Origin of the sequence: Candidatus Brocadia sapporoensis (assembly GCF_001753675.2) — a bacterium.
GTDB classification, from domain to species: Bacteria; Planctomycetota; Brocadiia; order Brocadiales; family Brocadiaceae; genus Brocadia; species Brocadia sapporoensis.
Window position 1 is genome coordinate 1 of sequence record NZ_MJUW02000103.1, and the last position, 18,799, is coordinate 18,799.

The 18,799-nt window shown below is 44.2% G+C and carries 14 protein-coding genes and 1 pseudogene; 8 read left to right on the plus strand and 7 right to left on the minus strand.

Annotated elements, in window-relative coordinates; translation table 11 throughout:
- Window positions 1–221: 221 nt before the first annotated feature.
- Window positions 222–557: a hypothetical protein gene (locus BIY37_RS13195; protein ID WP_143299243.1), complete on the minus strand. Its 336-nt coding sequence runs from the start codon at window positions 555–557 to the stop codon at window positions 222–224.
- 403 nt (window positions 558–960) lie between these two features.
- Here BIY37_RS13195 and amt point away from each other — a divergent pair, with 403 nt between their 5' ends.
- Window positions 961–2,994 (plus strand): ammonium transporter, encoded by a 2,034-nt coding sequence (amt, locus tag BIY37_RS09965; protein ID WP_070067698.1) that lies wholly within the window; start codon window positions 961–963, stop codon window positions 2,992–2,994.
- Window positions 2,995–3,186: 192 nt separating this feature from the next.
- On the opposite strand, the gene BIY37_RS09970 is transcribed toward amt, so the two are convergent.
- From BIY37_RS09970 to cysK, 4 genes and pseudogenes are all read right to left on the minus strand, one after another.
- Window positions 3,187–4,212, minus strand: a complete 1,026-nt coding sequence (locus tag BIY37_RS09970; RefSeq protein WP_070067699.1) for a zinc-dependent dehydrogenase — start codon at window positions 4,210–4,212, stop codon at window positions 3,187–3,189.
- Between the two features lie 46 nt (window positions 4,213–4,258).
- Window positions 4,259–5,062 (minus strand): annotated as a pseudogene (lsrF, locus tag BIY37_RS09975) (3-hydroxy-5-phosphonooxypentane-2,4-dione thiolase); the annotation flags it as partial.
- 107 nt (window positions 5,063–5,169) lie between these two features.
- The gene (gene cysE / locus BIY37_RS09980; protein ID WP_070067701.1) at window positions 5,170–5,907 is read right to left on the minus strand and encodes a serine O-acetyltransferase; all 738 of its coding nucleotides are present in this window, start codon (window positions 5,905–5,907) and stop codon (window positions 5,170–5,172) included.
- A complete protein-coding gene (gene cysK / locus BIY37_RS09985) occupies window positions 5,907–6,836 on the minus strand; it encodes a cysteine synthase A (RefSeq protein ID WP_070067702.1) in 930 nt (309 codons plus the stop codon). The genes cysE and cysK overlap by 1 nt, the downstream gene beginning before the upstream one ends.
- A 296-nt stretch (window positions 6,837–7,132) precedes the next feature.
- On the opposite strand from cysK, the gene BIY37_RS09990 reads away from it, so the two are divergent.
- From BIY37_RS09990 to BIY37_RS10020, 6 genes are all read left to right on the plus strand, one after another.
- Complete coding sequence (locus BIY37_RS09990; protein ID WP_070067703.1) at window positions 7,133–7,381, plus strand: DNA-directed RNA polymerase subunit omega; 249 nt, start codon at window positions 7,133–7,135, stop codon at window positions 7,379–7,381.
- A 360-nt stretch (window positions 7,382–7,741) separates the two neighbouring features.
- A complete protein-coding gene (locus tag BIY37_RS09995) occupies window positions 7,742–8,695 on the plus strand; it encodes an ABC transporter ATP-binding protein (protein WP_070067704.1) in 954 nt (317 codons plus the stop codon).
- Entirely contained in the window at window positions 8,696–9,406 is a 711-nt protein-coding gene (locus tag BIY37_RS10000; RefSeq protein ID WP_070067705.1) for an ABC transporter permease, read from the plus strand.
- Between the two features lie 5 nt (window positions 9,407–9,411).
- The gene (locus tag BIY37_RS10005; RefSeq protein ID WP_179129363.1) at window positions 9,412–11,106 is read left to right on the plus strand and encodes a GldG family protein; all 1,695 of its coding nucleotides are present in this window, start codon (window positions 9,412–9,414) and stop codon (window positions 11,104–11,106) included.
- A 77-nt stretch (window positions 11,107–11,183) separates the two neighbouring features.
- Entirely contained in the window at window positions 11,184–13,631 is a 2,448-nt protein-coding gene (locus BIY37_RS10010; RefSeq protein WP_070067707.1) for a DUF4340 domain-containing protein, read from the plus strand.
- A 297-nt stretch (window positions 13,632–13,928) separates the two neighbouring features.
- On the plus strand, window positions 13,929–15,338 hold the full coding sequence (locus BIY37_RS10020) for a trypsin-like peptidase domain-containing protein (RefSeq protein ID WP_070067709.1): 1,410 nt from the start codon (window positions 13,929–13,931) through the stop codon (window positions 15,336–15,338).
- An 845-nt stretch (window positions 15,339–16,183) separates the two neighbouring features.
- Here BIY37_RS10020 and BIY37_RS10025 read toward each other — a convergent pair.
- On the minus strand, window positions 16,184–17,017 hold the full coding sequence (locus BIY37_RS10025) for a caspase family protein (RefSeq protein ID WP_070067710.1): 834 nt from the start codon (window positions 17,015–17,017) through the stop codon (window positions 16,184–16,186).
- Window positions 17,018–17,117: 100 nt separating this feature from the next.
- Window positions 17,118–17,738, minus strand: coding sequence for a class I SAM-dependent methyltransferase (locus BIY37_RS10030; RefSeq protein ID WP_070067711.1), 621 nt, complete (start codon window positions 17,736–17,738; stop codon window positions 17,118–17,120).
- A gap of 212 nt (window positions 17,739–17,950) precedes the next feature.
- Here BIY37_RS10030 and BIY37_RS10035 point away from each other — a divergent pair, with 212 nt between their 5' ends.
- Entirely contained in the window at window positions 17,951–18,223 is a 273-nt protein-coding gene (locus BIY37_RS10035; protein WP_070067712.1) for a phage integrase N-terminal SAM-like domain-containing protein, read from the plus strand.
- Window positions 18,224–18,799 lie beyond the last annotated feature (576 nt).

An 18,799-nucleotide genomic window follows, 5' to 3' on the forward strand; every position in this document is an offset into this window, starting at 1 on the left:
GCGGCGATTACCATGAAATATACCCAGATTAATGCCGAACTAATGCGGAATAAAAAACTGCGTGGTAAGATAACGAATTTGAAGAAACAATTACTTAATATTTAAGATGTGACCCTTCACCTTCTCTTCACCTTCCCTCTTCTTCACCTTCCCCCCGGCACGTACCGGATTTAAATGAATGCATCTGGATGGGACAATTAGGTAGGTTTCCGCGTCCACGATTATTCCCTTAAATCTTCCCTCAAAGAGACGACCAAATCTTTTATGCCTCTTGTTTGCATAAATCGTATAACTTGTGTAGATCTTCTGCATGATCTGAGAGATATTTTGCATTTGATGTTTCTCAAAAAAGGTGATAATGATTTTCCGTCAAGGTATATTGCATGGAGAAGGTATTCAGGTCTCTCTTTTGTTCTTCTGAAAATCTCTAAAAACCTTTTCCTATCGTTATCATCAGAGAATATTCTATCTCTCAGATTGCCCCTTGAAGTGATATGATAAGAAGCACCTTCAAATTCCAATCGTAACGGTCTTGCCATAGCGCCACATTTATCCATTATGACCCGGCTGACCCCCTGATGGATTCTCCTTGGTGGTTGGGTATCTTCTGGTAAGGGAAATAATGGTACGGTTGGTGTAATCAATAAAATGGATGACTCAATGAATAGTTTTAGCTGCTTGGTGTTGTTTTATCTCGAAGATATCATTGCGCTTTATTATATTATTCAATTTCACCATCGCAACCGGATTACCCTATTTTTTATGACTAAATAAAGAATCCCGGAGTGGCACATTCTCGGACAGCCTGCTAATGGGTAACTCCACAGCCTTTTTAACTTCTTATCGGATTACATGCAATTCCGAAAAGTGAGGTGTCTTGTGAGCTGAGTGAAATTGGCAATGTCTTAACTTCGTCTCCGCCGTAGACAAAAGAACATCACGCAGATATAATAATTTAACATGGAAAGCTTACAGATAAATATTAATCATATCTGGGTTATGGCAGCGGCGTGTATGGTGTTCTTCATGCAGCTCGGTTTTACCTCCTATGAAGCGGGCATGGCACAATCCAAGAACGCCATCAGCGTTTCCATCAAAAACCTCATGGTTACCGTTGTGGCCTCTCTGGTGTTTTACTCCGTTGGTTTTGGCTTCATGTTTGGCAAAAGCCTTGCGGGATGGATTGGGCTGGATCTTTTCTTTGCCAGCGGGGTAATGACACATACAGGGAATCTTGCTTTCACCTTTTTCTTTTTTGAATTAGTCTTTGCGTCCACTGCCGCCACCATACTGACAGGCGCCATAGCAGAACGGTCGAGTTTTATTTCCAATGTCATAAGCGTTGTGTTTGTAACGGGCATTATCTACCCGATATTCGGTCATTGGACGTGGGGAAATCTCTTTTGCTCAGGACAGGCAGGATGGCTGGAAAGATTAGGATTTATTGATTTTGCGGGGTCTACCGTGGTGCATTCCGTCGGTGGATGGTTTGCACTGGCGGGGGCTATTGTTGTGGGTCCAAGAATCGGTAAGTATAACCCTGACGGCACTTCGAATCGGATAGGGCTGCATAACATCCCGCTGGCTACACTGGGTACCTTTTTCCTTTGGTTCGGTTGGTTCGGCTTCAACGGCGGAAGTCTTCTCAGGGCAAGCGCTGATATCGGTCTCGTTATTACCAATACCAACCTGGCGCCGGCTGCTTCCGGTGTTTCATCGTTACTATTTAATTATGCGATGGAAAGGAGGCTTAACGCCGGTAAATTTTTTACGGCTATTTTGTCCGGGCTGGTTGCGATAACGGCAGGATCAAACAGAATAAGCCCGGAGGGAGCTGTTTGTGTCGGATTGATTGCCGGTATCATGTCAATTCTGGCACAGGACTTTTTTGAAAAGGTACTCAAGGTCGATGACCCAGTCTCCGCCGTTGCAATCCACGGAGTGGGCGGTGTTGTTGGCACACTATGCGTTGCAGCCTTTGCCGAAAAATCGAAGCTCACGGTAGAGGATGCTAACCGATTGCATCAGCTTGGAATTCAGACAATAGGGGTCGCGGTTGCTTTCGCATGGTCATTCGGACTTGGGATGCTCTTTTTCCAGTGTCTGAAGAAAATTATACGCATCCGGGTAAGCCCTGAGGAAGAGAAGAGAGGACTTAACGTCGCTGAATATGAAGATGTGGCTTCATGGCTTGATTTTATACGAATTACAAGACTTCAAGACCTGAACGTCCTCCTGGAAAAACGGGTGGAAGAGAGGACGGAGGCGCTTCAGACGGCAAATATCGCACTTGAAAAGGCCAACAGGCTGAAATCAGAGTTTTTGGCGACCATGTCTCACGAACTTCGTACTCCCCTGAATGCAATCATTGGTTTCGCTGAGGTGTTAAGAGATGAAATTATCGGCACCCTCAACACCGAGCAGAAGGAATGCATTGGCGACATTCGTAGCAGCGGACAGCATTTGCTCGACATGATTAATAGCATTCTCGACCTCTCAAAGATTGAAGCGGGAAAATTAGAACTCCAGTACGAAAAGTTCTCTATGGAAGAAGCCATGAAGGAGATATTTCATGAAGTCTCGGAATCTTCTCAAAAGAAAGATATCAGCATCTGCAACAACATTCGTGAGGACATTCCTTTTCTAACGGCAGACAAAAGAAAATTTAAGCAAATGATGCTCAACCTGTTATCCAATGCTGTTAAGTTCACACCTGAGCACGGCAGGATAACAATCAACGCAAATCTCGTTGATCATCATCATGTCCGGATTGACGTAATAGATACAGGTATTGGCATAAAACCCGAGGATTTGGATAAATTATTTGAAGTGTTTAGCCAGGTAGATAGTTCACATTCCCGTTGCTACGAAGGAACAGGACTTGGTCTGGCGCTTACAAAACGCCTGGTAGAACTGCACGGTGGCAAGATATGGGTAAAGAGTGAATACGGGAAAGGGAGCACCTTCTCCGTTACGTTACCCTTAAAACCGTAAAAAAACTTTCTTAGCGATTGGTGGTTATCCTTTCTTCATCCCCGATATTGCACCCATACAAACTGGAATTGTAAATTACAACATAGCAAAGGCGAAATAAATCCTCTCCAATCGTTTGACGGATCCTTCGGCAGGCCTATCATTATTTCTACATTCAGATGGCCTTGGGTTCAACGCAAAAGGAAAGGTTGTTCAGGTATGTGGCTCAATAATGACTTTAACCGATTCCTTTGCCTCGGCAACCAGTTTGAAACCAAGCGCCGTTTCGGCAAGAGGCAATCGGTGGGTGATCAGGTCGCGCACCCTTACTCTGCCCGCACGGATCAATTCAATAGATATTGCTGTATCATTCGGGGGGCCGGCATAAGAGGTGACGATAGAATTACCGTTGCGCCAGAGGTCCCAGAGGTTCATGGGAGTTATTGCGTTGGGTTCTGTCGGGGCAAAAAACAGAATCGTTCCACCCCGGTCCACGGAGTTAAATGCCTGCTGAATGGCTGGGGTAGCCCCCGTGCAGACAATGACGAGGTCTGCCAGACGTCCGTTGTTGGACTTCCTTATGCTGGCGGGAACATCTTCTTTAGCATTCATTGCTATATCTGCCCCGCATTGTTTGGCCATTTTTAAGCGATAGTCATTAATGTCCACCGCATAGATACGGCCTGCTCCCAATGCGCGGGCTAACTGGATATGAAGTAATCCGGAAATGCCGCTGCCGATGACGAGCAGGCTCTGTCCCGGACGGAAGTTTGCCCTCTTCTGTCCAAGAAGGGTGCAGGCCAGAGGTTCTGCAAAGGTACCCTCTTCAAAAGAGACTTCGTCCGGCAGGATAAAGGTGCCTCGATCAACGTTGATCTGGGGGATACGAAGGTATTCAGAAAATCCACCAGGGAAAAAATTGGTGGTTCGTAGGGTGTCGCATACCGAGTAATGTCCATTCAGACAATAGTAGCAGGTATTGCAGGGCACATGATGGGCGACCGTTACCCGGTCACCCACCTTAAAACATTTAACTCCTTCACCAATGGCAACGATCTCTCCTGCGATTTCATGCCCCAGAACCAGTGGGGCTTTTTTAATGCGATACCATTCCATGACATCGCTTCCGCAGATACCGCTAGCCCGCACCTTTACCAGCAATTCTCCAGTACCAATGTGCGGGGATTGCATCTCTTCGATCCTTACATCCCGATTGTTATAATACATTGCTACGCGCATAATATTTTTCCTATGCAATTCTCAGCAGATTATCAAACCTTTGAAACTATTTTTTCTTTTCGTCCTTTACGGTGTTAAACAAGTCGATAGCCTGTTTAACGGATGCATTTTCATGGATGATGGCGCGCAGTGCCCTGATCATGGCTACCGGATTTTCGTTTTGCCAGATATTTCTGCCCAGGTTTACACCGATAGCGCCTTTTTGGATGCCGTCGTGAACAAACTCAAATATTTCATCATCCGAATTTGTTTTTGGACCGCCGGCCATGACCACTGGCACGGGGCAACCGTTTGTAACTTTTTCAAAATTTTCACACCAGTAAGTTTTTACCACCCGGGCGCCCAATTCTGCTGCAATACGGCAGCAAAGCGCGAGATAGCGGGCGTCCCGTTTTTCCATCTCTCTGCCGACGGCCGTAACAGCCATTACGGGAATGCCATATCGCTCCGCTTCATCAACCAGCTTCGACAGGTTATGCAGGGTTTCCTTTTCGTAATCGCTGCCAATGAAGACAGAGATACCCACTCCGGATGCATTTAAACGAATAACCTCTTCCAGCGAGGTCGTTAGCACTTCATTGGCAAGATCTTTACCCACCATACTGGCGCCGCCCGATACCCTGAGGATGATTGGCTTGCTGTTTTCGGGATTTATACAAGAACGCAATACGCCTCGGGTGCAGAAAAGAGCGTCGGCATAATCAATAATAGGCTTAATCGTCTCGCCCGGTCTTTCCAGTTTTGAAGTAGGGCCCTGGAAATATCCATGATCTATCGGCAAGTACATGCACCGGCCGTTTGACTTAATAAGCTGAGACATACGATTTTTTATTCCCCAATCCACGGTTTTTCCCCCTTTTAAAAATTATAGAAAAGTTATCCCATCATTTGGATCCCATACCACAAATCCACCAAGACTTTCTCTTCGCGTCTTATGAACGTTATCGTGGTATGCGTCTAAATTCCGTCCCCATCCTTGTAGTTTTTCATGAATACCGCCAATGTTTCTGATTCTGTCTCGGAAACGGCATCGTTTGCTTCGTTGGAAAGGTGTAGAGTCGTTTCCAGTTTTTTTATCCGTTGTTTCAGTTTTCTATTTTCTTCTAAAACCATCATGATGGCCTCGGCAATAGGGTCGGGTAATTGTCCATGATCCAGCTTGGTTTCTTGTTCCTCGGCCTTTCGTTGCTTTATAATCCGTCCCGGCACACCGACTACAGTTGCATGCGGCGGTACGTCTTTTGTTACAACAGAACCGGAACCGATCCGTGCATAATCTCCTATCGTGATGTTTCCCAGGATGCAGGCGTTTGAACCGACGACAACCTTCTTACCCAAATTGGGATGCCTTTTTGTCTTTTCCGTGGTTGTTCCGCCGAGGACGATCCCCTTATAAAGGAGACACCCATCGCCGATTACCGCTGTTTCACCAATTACAATGCCCATGCCATGATCAATGAATACACCCCTTCCTATTTGAGCGGCGGGATGTATTTCAACGCCTGTCAAAAACCGGTTTATGTGAGAAATAAAACGGGACAATAGGATCCATCCTCTTGCCCAGAGATAATGGGATATCCGGTGCAGCCATAAAGCATGAATGCCCGGATAGCATAGCAGCACCTCAAGTTTGCTTCGTGCTGCCGGATCATTTTGGAAAGCGACATCTATATCCTCGCACAGGCGTTCAAACATTAAAATTCCTTAAATAAGACGGTGGACAGATATCTTTCCCCCGTATCGGGAAGCACAACCACGATCAGCTTTCCTTTGTTTTCAGGCCTTGCTGCTACAAGGAGCGCGGCATGGGTCGCAGCCCCGGAAGAAATGCCTGCCAAAATTCCTTCCTGCCTGGCTAGTTGGCGGGCAGCAGCAAATGCCTGTTCATTCTTTACAGGAATAATCTCATCGATTATCTTCATGTTGAGGATGTCCGGGATAAATCCCGCACCGAGTCCCTGAATTTTATGTGGACCTGGCTTCCCGCCGGCAAGCACGGGTGAATCGGCAGGTTCCACGGCAATAACCTTTAATGAGGGTTTCCGTTTCTTAAAAACTTCTCCAACGCCCGTGATTGTTCCGCCCGTACCTACTCCTCCTACAAAGATATCGATCTTGCCATCCGTATCATTCCATAGCTCTTCTGCTGTTGTTTTGCGATGTATCTCCGGGTTTGCGGGATTTTTGAATTGTTGTGGCATAAACGAGTTCGGAGTGTTCTTCTGTAATTCTTCTGCCTTCGTAACAGCGCCCCTCATTCCTTCGGCGCCCGGTGTCAGCACGATCTCTGCGCCGAATGCCTTCAGCAGGTCCCTTCGTTCAACACTCATAGTGTCTGGCATGGTTAAAATCAGTTTGTAGCCTTTTGCAGCAGCTACAAATGCTAATGCAATACCTGTGTTGCCGGAAGTAGGTTCTACGATGACGGTGTTTTTGCTAATCAAACCTGCCTTTTCCGCAGCTTCAATCATTGCAATTCCGATGCGGTCCTTTACAGAGCCCAAAGGATTAAAAGATTCCATTTTAGCGACTACCGTAGACCCTAATCCTTTTGTGATATTGTTTAACTTAACCAGAGGGGTATCGCCAATTGTTTTTGTAATATCTTCATATATCCTCACCATAATTTCTCCTCAATCAGATTCTGACAAAAAGCAAGTCTTCTTTTGCTATGTTTTAAAGCACATATATTATCATAGCAAGAAGTTATTTCTCAAGGAATTTTTAGGGGTCCAATTTTTCTTGACAAAAAAGAATTTATCTATAGTATATGAAGTTTTGATTTGTGACGCTTATGGATTTTCCCACAAATAATTTTTTGAATTGACTGTTTTTCCAACGGGCTAGATAACCCAACAATCCAAATTTCAAGTATCATTTCTATAATTTTTGGAACATAATTCTTATTACAGGTGTTACTATGATTTATAAAAATATCGACGAACTTGCAAAACAGGTTGGGGGGGCATTGCGACTTACAACGCTGATTATAAGCAGGGCAAGACAAATCGTGAAAAAGTCGCCCGTACTTGTTGTAACCGATACCGATGACCCTGCGAGAATAGCGTTTTTGGAATTAATGCAATCGAAGATTAAATTGAAAGAAAACGGAGAACAGGAAAAGAAGGTTTTGGGGTCGAAAAAGACGGAGAGCACTGAAAAAGCATAGATTGTTTGTGGATGCGAGGTGTTATTTGTATCGTCTTTGTTTAAAAATGCAGAGGGAAGATATGTATATATAAGGACAAGGTATTATCGTTGGTGAAAATCTTTATTTGCCTGACTACACTCAAAACTGCCTGCCTATGATTATCTCATCAAATCACAAATTTTCATCTCTTGGTTCATGAACTCTGTACAATAAATATGGGTGTGTGATGATAAGGGATGAACAAGAAGAATGGAATTGTAAGCAACTTCTGGTATGAGGTATTTCGGAACAGATAAATTTTATCAAGAATGGATAAAAACTCGCTGCAGGTAAAAAAAGCACATAAGGAATTATTGTAAAGGAGGGAGTTTTGTATACATGATTAAAGTTGACCATTTAGCAAAACGTTATGCAGACGTATACGCAGTAGATCATATTTCATTTGAGGTTGAACAGGGAGAAATTTTAGGGCTTCTGGGGCCAAACGGTGCGGGTAAAACAACGACTATGCGCATCCTGACCTGTTACATGCCGGCAACTTCCGGGACTGCCACGGTGTCCGGTTATGATGTCTTTCGTGATTCGATCAATGTGCGAAAGAATATCGGGTATTTGCCTGAAAACGTACCCTTGTATCCTGAAATGCGGGTGAAGGAGTATCTTTCGTTTCGTGCAAAATTAAAGAAATTACCCTACCGTGAACGCAAAACGAGGATTGGTGAATGTATTGAAAAATGCAGGATTGCTGATGTGCAAAATCAGATTATCGGCACACTATCCAAGGGTTATCGTCAGCGGGTAGGTTTGGCTGACACCCTTGTTCATGATCCGAAAATTCTCATTCTCGATGAACCAACAATCGGTCTCGATCCCAATCAAATCCGGCAGGTAAGGCTGCTCATAAAAGAATTAGGTGAAAAACACACCATTTTATTGTCGACACATATCCTTCCCGAAGTCGAAATGCTTTGCGGCCGTGTGATTATTATTAATAAAGGCAAGATCGTTGCTATGGACACACCATCCAATCTGGCTGCCCAGATGAGGAGCGGAAACAATATTACTTTGGAGGTGCGTGGTAATGGCGAAAAAATCAAGAATGCGCTATCCAGCATCGAAGGCGTAAAAAAGGTCGTATGGCAAGAGAAGAATGAATTAAATGATTTTAACGTGGAGGCAGAAAGAGGCATGGATATTCGCGAAGATGTCTTTACGTGCATCGTAAAAAATAATGGCGTTATTCGGGAGATGAGGCAGGCGTCTATTACCTTGGAAGAGATATTCCATCAGATTACTACACAGGAACACCATGAACAGGAGGTAACGGTATAAATGACGAGTGTAGGTACGATATTTCAGAGAGAAATTAGCTCATATTTCCTATCACCGATTGCATACGTTGTTGTCGCAGTATTTACGGTTTTTTCCGGTTATTTCTTTTCTGTTATGCTGGGGATAACTCAGGAATCTACGCTGCGCTATAGTCTTGCTTATACGCAGTTTATTCTGTCCATTCTGACACCTGTTATTACCATGAGATTGCTGGCGGAAGAAAACAAGACGGGTACCATTGAACCCCTGATGACAGCGCCGGTAACGGATTTTGACGTGGTATTTGGAAAATTTTTAGCGGCTTGGGCACTATATAACATCATGATTGCCCCTACCGCTCTTTACATCATATTCCTGGCATGGGTAGGCAGCCCCGATTATGGAGCGATTATTGCAAGTTATATTGGACTGATCCTGATGGGTGGACTTTTTATTTCCATTGGGCTGTTAGTGTCTGCCGTTACAAAAAATCAGATTGTTGCAGCCGTTATTGGGATTGTTGCCCTACTCATACTGCTTGTGATTGGTTTAGCTAGTTATGGGAATGAAGGATGGTTTTACAGTGTCCTGAGATATATTGGCACTTACGATCACTGGGACACGTTTACTAAAGGGATCGTAGATACAAGAGATGTGGTTTACTACGTTAGCTTTACTGCGTTACTCATATTTATTGTTGTACGCATTGTTGAGAGCAGGAGATGGAGATGAACGCCTTGAATAAAAAAAAGAACGATTGGTTTGATCAATTTAGTGGATATATTATACTGGCTGGAATCATTGCTGTTGTGGCGGGTTTTGGCATATCAAGAATCTTTGACTCGTGGGGGCTGTCCTCCTTTATTCCGGTTGGTGTTGGCGGTGGAGTTGTTGTTGGATTGGGTGCCGTCACGGCCGTTCGGAAAAATTGGTTTTCAACGGAGGCGGCGAAGAGGAAGGCTCTCGTTGGTACAAACGTTGCCATAATGTCCGTTTTTGCGGCATGTATTTTCGCAATTGTCGGGTTTCTTAATAACAGACATTATGAACGTATTGACCTCACCGTTACCGGCAAATATTCCCTTTCACCCAAGACCAAAAATATACTCAAAAATCTTGACAAGTCTGTTGTCATTACCACACTCTTTAATCCGGGCGAGATGTTCTATGAACAAATCCTGGATATCCTGAAAGAATATGCCTACCACACGGACAAGATTAAGGTAGAAAGTATCGATCCGTTAAGAAACCGTACCAAGGTTGAAGAGTTGGCAAAACGTCTTAATATCAGCGATCTTCAATTAAATACCGTGGTATTTGAATGTGGTGAGTACAGCAAACATGTGCAGCAAAATGAGGTGATAGAAAAACAATACCCCTTTAAGTTTAAGGGAGAAGAGGCATTCACGGAAGCAATTCTCAGCGTTACCCAGGAGAAACAATCGGCCATCTACTTCGTTACCGGACACGGCGAACGTCAGTTTGAAGATTTCGACCGTGGGGGAATTTCTGGGATAGCCAATGCGCTCAAGAGGGATAATTGTCGCGTAGCTCCGCTCGATATTCTGACTGCCAAGAAAATTCCGGATGATTGCGATGTGCTCGTGATTGCCGGGCCTACTAAGGCGTATCTGACAGAAGAATTAAATGTCATTCGCGGCTACCTTGAGAACAGGGGCAAGCTTTTGCTGATGTTGGAACCAGCGATTAGCCCAAATGCTCCTACGGGATTTAAGACGCTTTTGCCGGAATACGGCATTGCCGTCCGTGACGATGTCGTTGTCTACAATAAAGTTAATATGCCTCTTTTTGGTATACAGACCGTTGCAGAAATCTATGTGGGCAAGGATGAATACGCTGAAGATCATCCGATTACCAATGATCTAAAGAATTTCAATACAATCCTTTTTGGTGCATGCTCTGTAGATGCGTCGCCCCCGAATGATCAAATGCCCTATAAGGCAACTGTTCTTATGCGTGCGCCTGAGGGATCGTGGGGAGAAACTGATGTTGCTAATTTACGTCAGAAAAAGCCAGAATATAATATAGATACCGACTTGCCTGGTCCGGTATCTCTGGCCGTGGCTTCTCAGATAAAAGAATTGCCAAAATCTGTTACCCAATCACATCCCTCTATGGCCAATGACCCGACTGCTAAACCGCAAGGAGCGCGATTGGTTGTCATTGGAGACGTGAATTTTGCCACGAATGAATATATTGAAAATCCCGGGAATACCGATTTTTTTCGCAATTCAATTAACTGGTTAGCCAGAAAGGAAACTCAACTTGGCATCTCCGCAAAGCCGCCTGATTTCCGCAAGGCAACGATTAACCCTCTACAGATGAAGGTGATCTTCTGGGTCTCGATTGCAGGGATTCCTGTCATTCCAGTTATTATTGGGAGTATCGTTTGGTGGAAAAGACGCCGCTAATTCAGGCTTGTTACACAATGAAGATTTACCATCATTTCAATTTCATGATATTCTACGCCGGAGGAAAGAATTAAGCTATGAAACTTAAAACAACCATTATCCTTTTAATTGTTGCGGCTATTGGTATTTCGTATATCTTCCTTTACGAAAAGAAACAACTGCCCCATGAAGAATGGGAACGGCTGCAAAAAAAGGTTTTGCCCGACTTTAAAGCATCAATGATCAAAAAGATTGAATTGAACAATGAAAGTGGTAAGGTTGTCCTGGAAAAAACGGAAGATAATTTTTGGCATATTATCGAACCACAAAAACTTCGCTCTGATAATTCCGAAGTAAACAGCATTCTCTCTGAGTTTGAATTTATGAATAAGGTGGGATCCTTTAGCCAAGAAGGAGACAAACCGTTTGATCTCAAAGATTACGGCCTGGATGCCCCAAAGATATCCATTACCATGTATACCGATATTCCTGCAAAACGCGATAAAATACAAGTAATGGGACCAAAAGATAAATACACGGTTTTTGTTGGACAAAAACTTGCTGCTGGCGACAATGTATACATCCGGCTCGATTCGAGCGATGATGTTGTTGTCGTACCGGGTACCCTGCTTGGTAAACTAACGAAAAATGTCCTGGATTTGAGAAGTAAATGGGTATTTACTTTTGATAAAGAAGCTGTCGATAACGTGCAGATCAAGACAACAGAGCATACTATTGCTTGTAACCGGAAAGGCAATTTCTGGCGTCTTTCAGAACCTGTGAACGATTTGGCAGACCTGGAAAAAATAAGAGATCTCCTTAGTAAACTAAAAAATCTGCAAATCGATCGTACGGATTTTATAACAGAAGAATCGGATGATTTGGTTAAATACGGTCTGGATGTTCCCCGTTTTACCGTCACCATTAACGAAAAAGGTGTTGGTCAGTCCGTTGTCTTCGGGCATTCCTTGGATAATAAGGTGTATGCAAAGCGCACGGATGAACCCACGATATTTTTCCTTAAAGATACTATTCTTGCAGATCTGAGCAAAAAGCCGAATGAGCTAAGAGACAGGAAGGTGGTGAGGTTTGAATCGATAGGAACCTATGGGGTGAATAAATTAGAAATTAAAACGCCGGACGATCTCGTTGCAATTGAAAAATCCTTAGATCTCGATTGGAAGCTTACCAAGCCAGTGAATATTTATGCAGATCAGGATACGGTTAAGAACTTTATAGAAAAGATTAAGACCCTTGAAATAGAGGATTTTGTTTCAGACAAGCCGACGGATTTATCTGTATATGGTTTGAAAGACCCCGTCTTTGAGATTTCCGTTACTAAAGAGGAAGACAAGGAATTGGCTAAATTTTATGTGGGCAACAAGGCTCCTGATGGTACCAAATGTTACGTAAAACGCGTAGGAGAAGACCCCGTATATACTGTCCCCACAGCGGAATTCTATGACAAAATTGAGAATCCCCTCCTGAGCTTCCGCGACAGGCTGGTAAGTGATTTTAATAAGGATTTGGTCAAAAAACTCGTTGTCGAAAAGCCAGATCGTACCTTTGTATGCGATATAACGAATAAGAGGGATGCAGAAGGGCAATTCCAGTGGGAGCTCTCAAAGCCTGTTCAAACGATAGCGGATACAAACGCGATAAATCAGATTATCTGGGATATGTCATTTCTGAAGGCAGATAGCTATGTTGTCAAAGCCCCCAAAGATCTTAAGGTCTTTGGATTGCAGGATCCGAGAATCAGAATTTCTGTAACATATGAGAAGGTTCCTGAACAATTATCGGAAGAACAGGGCAAAAAAGAAAAAGAGGAAAAACCAGAAGCTGTTGCAAAATCTAAAGAACCTTTGGAAAAAATCGTTGAAACAAGAACATTGCTTATCGGGAAAAAGGTTAAGGACGGTGACAAAGTAAGCTCATATGGTATGTTTGCCGATAACGATCTGGTGTTTGAGCTTTCGTGGCCAAAGGTTAAAAATCTTGATGCCGAGTTAGCGCCAACTAAAATATTGAATTTTGATAGATTGGATGCAAAAGAACTGACTCTGAATTACAACGGAAGAACTATTTCATTTCAAAAAATAAATAATGTCTGGAAGTTAAAAAACAATGAGCAAAAAGAAGTGCAAGGGAGGGAAGTTGATTATTTTGTCCGTAATCTTGACGAGTTGAAAGGCAACTACATTGAACAGTACAAGCCAACAAACCTGACACAATTCTCACTTGATAAACCACAGGTAGTAATCACGGTTGGTTTGGATGGAGGCGATGCCGTACTGTATATTGGGAAAAAGAAAGATGCCAGCGGATATTATGTAAAAAACAAAAATTCGGATTATATCTATGTTGTTGATAATGAATCGGTTGCTAATCTGATAAAAAACGAAGAGGATTTTACAACAATTACTCACGAAGCAATACCACAAGTACCGGGAAATGAAGCAAAAGCCACAACAGGTGAAATGCCTTTGGGCACCGCTCCACATGGGAATGCACCCAAGAAATCACCGCATGGAGGATTTCATTAAAAGTGCAGAGCAGCAAAGCCATAACGGAATCATCTCAGTCCGTGTGTCCGGGTTTCCGCCTTCGTTATTATAATGCCAACAAGGGCGATTGGTCTGACTGTGAGGCAAGGAGTCAGAGCAAGGAAGATTCGTACACTCCTGAATCTTTTGAAGAGAGACGTGGTGTGTGCAATAGAAATGTTGAAATTCTTAATAGTAAATTTTTATAGTCCTGGATGATTCACTATGAGCCGCAGGTTCACAAAGGCAATGAAAAACTGACACAAGAGACGCGATAATATTTTCGGATAGACTGACTTGAAAAAGATCCTTGTCTGGTATTTACTATTTATATTACTCGCTTGCATTCCTCTTTTGTTTCATAAGGTATCTGCCCGCGAAACCGCTTCTATTTCCGTTTCCACTTCCAACCGCAGGACCCCCGTAGTTATTGCAATCGAGAAGGTAGGACCTGCCGTGGCGAATATCAGTACTGAGAGGTTAATAACTGCACAACACGCAGACCCGTTTTATGGATCAAGAAGTGAGATGTTCGACCAATTTTTCAATGATTATTTTGGTCAGAACCAGAAGCAAATGGTCGAAAGGCCGTTAGGTTCCGGTGTCATCATCGACGAGGATGGTTACATCGTTACTAATGAACATGTGGTAAGTCGCGCATCAAAGATCAAGGTACGATTGTCCGACGGCAGAGATTTTGAGGCTTCCATGATCAGCTCTGATCCAATCAGCGACCTTGCCGTATTAAAAATAAATTCACCCACACCGCTTCCCTATGTTAAGATGGGGACCTCGAAAGACCTCATGATTGGTGAAACAGTCATAGCGCTAGGTAACCCCTTTGGTCTGGAAAATTCCATTACTACGGGGGTGTTAAGCGCAAAAAACCGGACACTCACATTCAACAGTCAGTACGGAGATATTAAGTACGACGGTCTTATTCAGACGGACGCACTGATAAATCCCGGCAACAGTGGCGGTCCTCTTATCAATATAGACGGAGAGCTTATTGGCATTAACGCGGCCATTGTAAACCAGGCTCAGGGGATAGGGTTTGCCATCCCTGTTGATAAGGTCAGGCAAACCCTTGTCAAACTCTTTAATTTCAGAGAACTCAACAAAATATGGTTCGGAGCGCAGGTTGAAGAGCAGGAGGATAGTTCCAGGGGGATTAAGGTTTCGTCGATTGAGTCAGGTAGCCCTGCTGATAAGGCGAAAATCAAGACAGGAGATTATATTACTAAAATAGATTCGAAAGAGATCCTGGATATCCTCGACTTTGAAAAGTACATCCTTAAGAAGAATGCTGGTGATAAGCTGTATATTCATATTAATCGCGGCGGGCACGAATTCAGAGTCGATGTTAAACTGGAAAAGGCACCGCTTCCCTCCATAGAAAAACTTGCCCTGGAGAAACTTGGCTTATATGTGCAGGATCTGACCCCGCAACTTGCAAAACAGATGAATTTGTGGTGGGTAAAGGGCGGGGTCTTAATTTCTGGAGTTCAAAAAAATAGTCCTGCTACTGAAATTGGAATAAAAGAAGGCCATGTGCTCGTGTATGTTGGTCAATATCGGATTAATGATATTGAAGAACTGGGTGCGTTGCTAAAAATTATGCGCAAAGGAGACTTCTGGGGGGTTGGTATTGTCTGGTCTGACAAGTTTGGCGAGCATCAGGGCTATGCCAGAATAAAAATCCGATAACTCATACCAAGACAAAAGAAGAAAGCAATTGAACCTTTCCGGGTTGTACCCAGAGGACGGCTTGACTCGGGATAGGCAATCCGGTTGAGTGCCTGCTACAAACTTTTCCGAATAGAAACAAATCTATCCCTGTGGTTCATTTCAAGAATTCCTTTTATAATCTCGTCTTGCTTCGCCTCTTCGCTGCAAACATCCGATAGAGCGTCCGTACCGGACTCTCCCTCTTGGACGAATCGCACAATGACACATCTTTGGTCAATCTATACAATGTCCAGAATCGGTGCCAGCACCTACTGAAAATTGACTGTATAGGATTTCATTTTATTTAGCGGGTTACAGGGCGGCACCGACAAACTTTGTTTATCACTTTGATATATTCCAAAATCCGTGTGTATATTCAAACAACGTGGGTAAACAAGTTTGTCGTTCGATAGATCCTTTGGCAGGCTTAGGATGTAGCGCCGTGCATGGTGAGCCTGTCGAATCATCACGATGAAGTCTATGCAACCCTGTAACCGAAGACACAACTTGTAGAAAGATTCTCGAACAGCCGCATTATTATTCGACTATCCTGGGAAATTTCTAGTGGTCGGTTATGTTCTGGTTCAGAAATAGTGGCCACTATGATAGCTTGATTCTTATCATCTCCTCCCCTGGACACCGTGTCTATGACCCCAACAGACTTCTTAGGCAGTAACGGAAACAGGTCACTCAGGCACTAGTTCACGAAAACCTGAAAATGTCAGGAAGCTTCGTGGCACGGATACGCCACAACAGATGGGTAGACATAATTTACATGATGGATGTATTTCCGCGTCACTCAGTGCACCCTCCGCAGACTATGGCTATTTTGGAAAGATTTCTCGCTGTGTGGCCGGGCACTCAAGCTGCGCAACCTGTGTGTAGTGGTTGGACTTGAGATCAGCATTTACCATTTTAAGCAGAGCCTTTCGTGAGATCTTGTTATTGGCGCCGGTAGTTTCCTTGGCCCAGTAATAAGTGAATGCACCATGATAGGCGCCATTGATATAGGCATCAGCGCTGGTCTGGTTGTCTCTGCATGCGGCCCAGAGTATGACATTCTTGGCTGACTTCTCAATCAATCGGCGACGTAGGCCACGGGGCATGAGGGACAGCACTTTCTCGCACCCGGCCATAGATGGAGGTGCGATATAACGGGGACGACGATCCGGCATGAGATCTATAGCCTTAAGGCCAGTGCCCGAGTGACAGGTGTCAAGATAAGCTTCTATCAAAACGTTGTCTGGTACCTGCGCAAAGAGGTCGTGCAATTCGTCGTCGATGATAATATGGGCCTGATCCCATTGACCATTCTTTTCCGCCAAGTCGTGAGGGCAAAATACCTCGTCGAAATGATCGGCCTCATCCGCATTTTGGTCTGGCGCTTGAGAACCATGGCTTGACAGGCTGAATACCAGATAACTGTACTTGCCGGCCTTTGCTCCGTTGACCATGGACTTTAGCTCGGCCATGATAGCTGTCTTAGTGGCCTGTGCGTCGGTCAACAGCGTGATGTCTATACCTGTTCCGCTGAAGCCAAGGTATTTCTTAAGTATTCCGGCCATCTGGTTAGCATCGTTGACGCAGCCATTCAGGGTGGCATTGGGATAGTTTTTGAAGGTGTTGATACCGACGCAAAGCGCTCTACGGTTTGACATTTTAGCCTCCTGTGTATAAGTGTTTGAAGATTACTATAATCATTACAAAAACGACTTTTTGAACATAGGGCAATCATTGTCTTTACCAGGTAATTATTTTTTAAGCTTGAGCTTGCCACCAACCATACAGAAACTCCTGTGTGCGCCCTGCGGGCGTGATGTGCTCCACGATCTGACTGCGGACAAGCAGGAACGACGGTCCGAGAACGGCGCTGAGCTCATGGGCTGAGTATCGTTTGACATCCAAGCCACTGCAGTGCGTGGGTCCGTTAGGTCCAAACGTGGCCATCACGACGTGCCCGTGCGCCGCAAGCGCCGCCCGCAAGACGTCTACATATCGTGCGCGCAGGGCGGGATCTACCAGGAAGTGAAACACGGCCCGGTCATGCCAGAGGCGATAGCGGCGCACGGGCCGCCAAGCGGTGATGTCCTCAGCGATCCAATGGACACGGCAAGCTGCGGCTCCCAGCCGCACCTCGGCTTCCACGAGGGCTGCCGGCACTAGATCGAGCACAGTGATGTCCGTGAAGCCCGCTGCGAGCAGATGATCGACAAAGGTGGACGTACCACCCCCAACGTCCAGAATCGGCGAATCTGGTGGTAGGCAGGTGGACCGGACGAACTCCATCGATTGCTGCGGAATGGGCTGGTACCAGGAGAGGTCAGACGGCACCTTGGTCTGGTAGATCAACTGCCAGCGCCTCCTGGGGTCATCAATCATTGCCATTCCTCCTGATTATCCAAACCTAATATGGGTTAACGGCACTAATAACCGTTCTATTTTACGGCTATTAGTACATATAATACGTATACAGGTGACATATTCTACGGCTATTTTGGAGTATAATAAAGTTCACGTTTATTTTATCGGCAATGTACTTAAAATTACAAAATACGTCAAGATGTTTTTTTTTCAAGACGAAAATAACTATTATGTCAAAACCTCAATTACCGGATCAGGTGCATGGTGCAATCCGGATAAAGCACTATAGCATGAGAACAGAAGAGGCGTATGTTCATTGGATTAAGCGATTTGTCTTTTTTCACGAGAAACGACTTTCATTACATAGGGGAGAACATGAAGTCCGTAAATTCCTCTCCCATCTTGCTGTTGAGGGAAAAGTGTTTGCTTTTACTCAGAATCAGACATTAATTGCCCTTTTGTTTCTCAATCAAGAAGTACTCAAAAAAACCAGGCTGGTTTAATAATGTAAAGAGGGCAAAAAAGCCCTCTCAGGTACCGGTTGTTTTGCCAAGGAGGATGTAAAGACGGAATTTCTCAAGTTGGAGGGAGCGAAATGGATTATGGCCAGTTTTTTATAGATGATAGGGGACGAAAGGGAAAGAAGGGTTTTTGAGAGGGAAAAAGATTCTTCCAGTAACTATCTAGCGAAAAATGACAAAAACAAGTTTTGCAAGGTGGCTAGAACCGGGAGTAGGAGTGAATAACAAGGAAGAACCTCGAAGGGATGATATAGTATTACCGTGTAAAATCTTTCTTTTTTTTAGGAAGTATTTAGTGTCTGAACGAACACACATAATTTTGTCATTTTGGCCGAAGGAAGTAATCTTCAAACCCTACAATTTCAAGGTTCAAAAGGTTTCTCGCTCCGCTCAAAATGATATTTTTGGTAGTTTTCGTTCAGACACTAAGTATCTCGATTGTATGGAAATTTTCATTTTATTTAAGCGGGTTACCGGGTGGCACTGACAAACTGTGTTTGTCGGTGTGATATATCCCAAATCCGTGTGTATATTCAAACACCATGGACAAACAAGTTT

Bases quoted from the DNA above. Each gene is read 5' to 3' on its own strand.
- BIY37_RS10000 (WP_070067705.1), top strand. From the start codon at position 8,696: ATGACGAGTGTAGGTACGATATTTCAGAGAGAAATTAGCTCATATTTC.
- BIY37_RS10010 (WP_070067707.1), top strand. From the start codon at position 11,184: ATGAAACTTAAAACAACCATTATCCTTTTAATTGTTGCGGCTATTGGT.
- BIY37_RS10030 (WP_070067711.1), bottom strand. From the start codon at position 17,738: ATGATTGATGACCCCAGGAGGCGCTGGCAGTTGATCTACCAGACCAAG.
- cysK (WP_070067702.1), bottom strand. From the start codon at position 6,836: ATGGTGAGGATATATGAAGATATTACAAAAACAATTGGCGATACCCCT.
- BIY37_RS09990 (WP_070067703.1), top strand. From the start codon at position 7,133: ATGATTTATAAAAATATCGACGAACTTGCAAAACAGGTTGGGGGGGCA.
- BIY37_RS09995 (WP_070067704.1), top strand. From the start codon at position 7,742: ATGATTAAAGTTGACCATTTAGCAAAACGTTATGCAGACGTATACGCA.
- BIY37_RS09970 (WP_070067699.1), bottom strand. From the start codon at position 4,212: ATGCGCGTAGCAATGTATTATAACAATCGGGATGTAAGGATCGAAGAG.
- cysE (WP_070067701.1), bottom strand. From the start codon at position 5,907: ATGTTTGAACGCCTGTGCGAGGATATAGATGTCGCTTTCCAAAATGAT.
- amt (WP_070067698.1), top strand. From the start codon at position 961: ATGGAAAGCTTACAGATAAATATTAATCATATCTGGGTTATGGCAGCG.
- BIY37_RS10035 (WP_070067712.1), top strand. From the start codon at position 17,951: ATGTCAAAACCTCAATTACCGGATCAGGTGCATGGTGCAATCCGGATA.
- BIY37_RS10025 (WP_070067710.1), bottom strand. From the start codon at position 17,017: ATGTCAAACCGTAGAGCGCTTTGCGTCGGTATCAACACCTTCAAAAAC.
- BIY37_RS13195 (WP_143299243.1), bottom strand. From the start codon at position 557: ATGGATAAATGTGGCGCTATGGCAAGACCGTTACGATTGGAATTTGAA.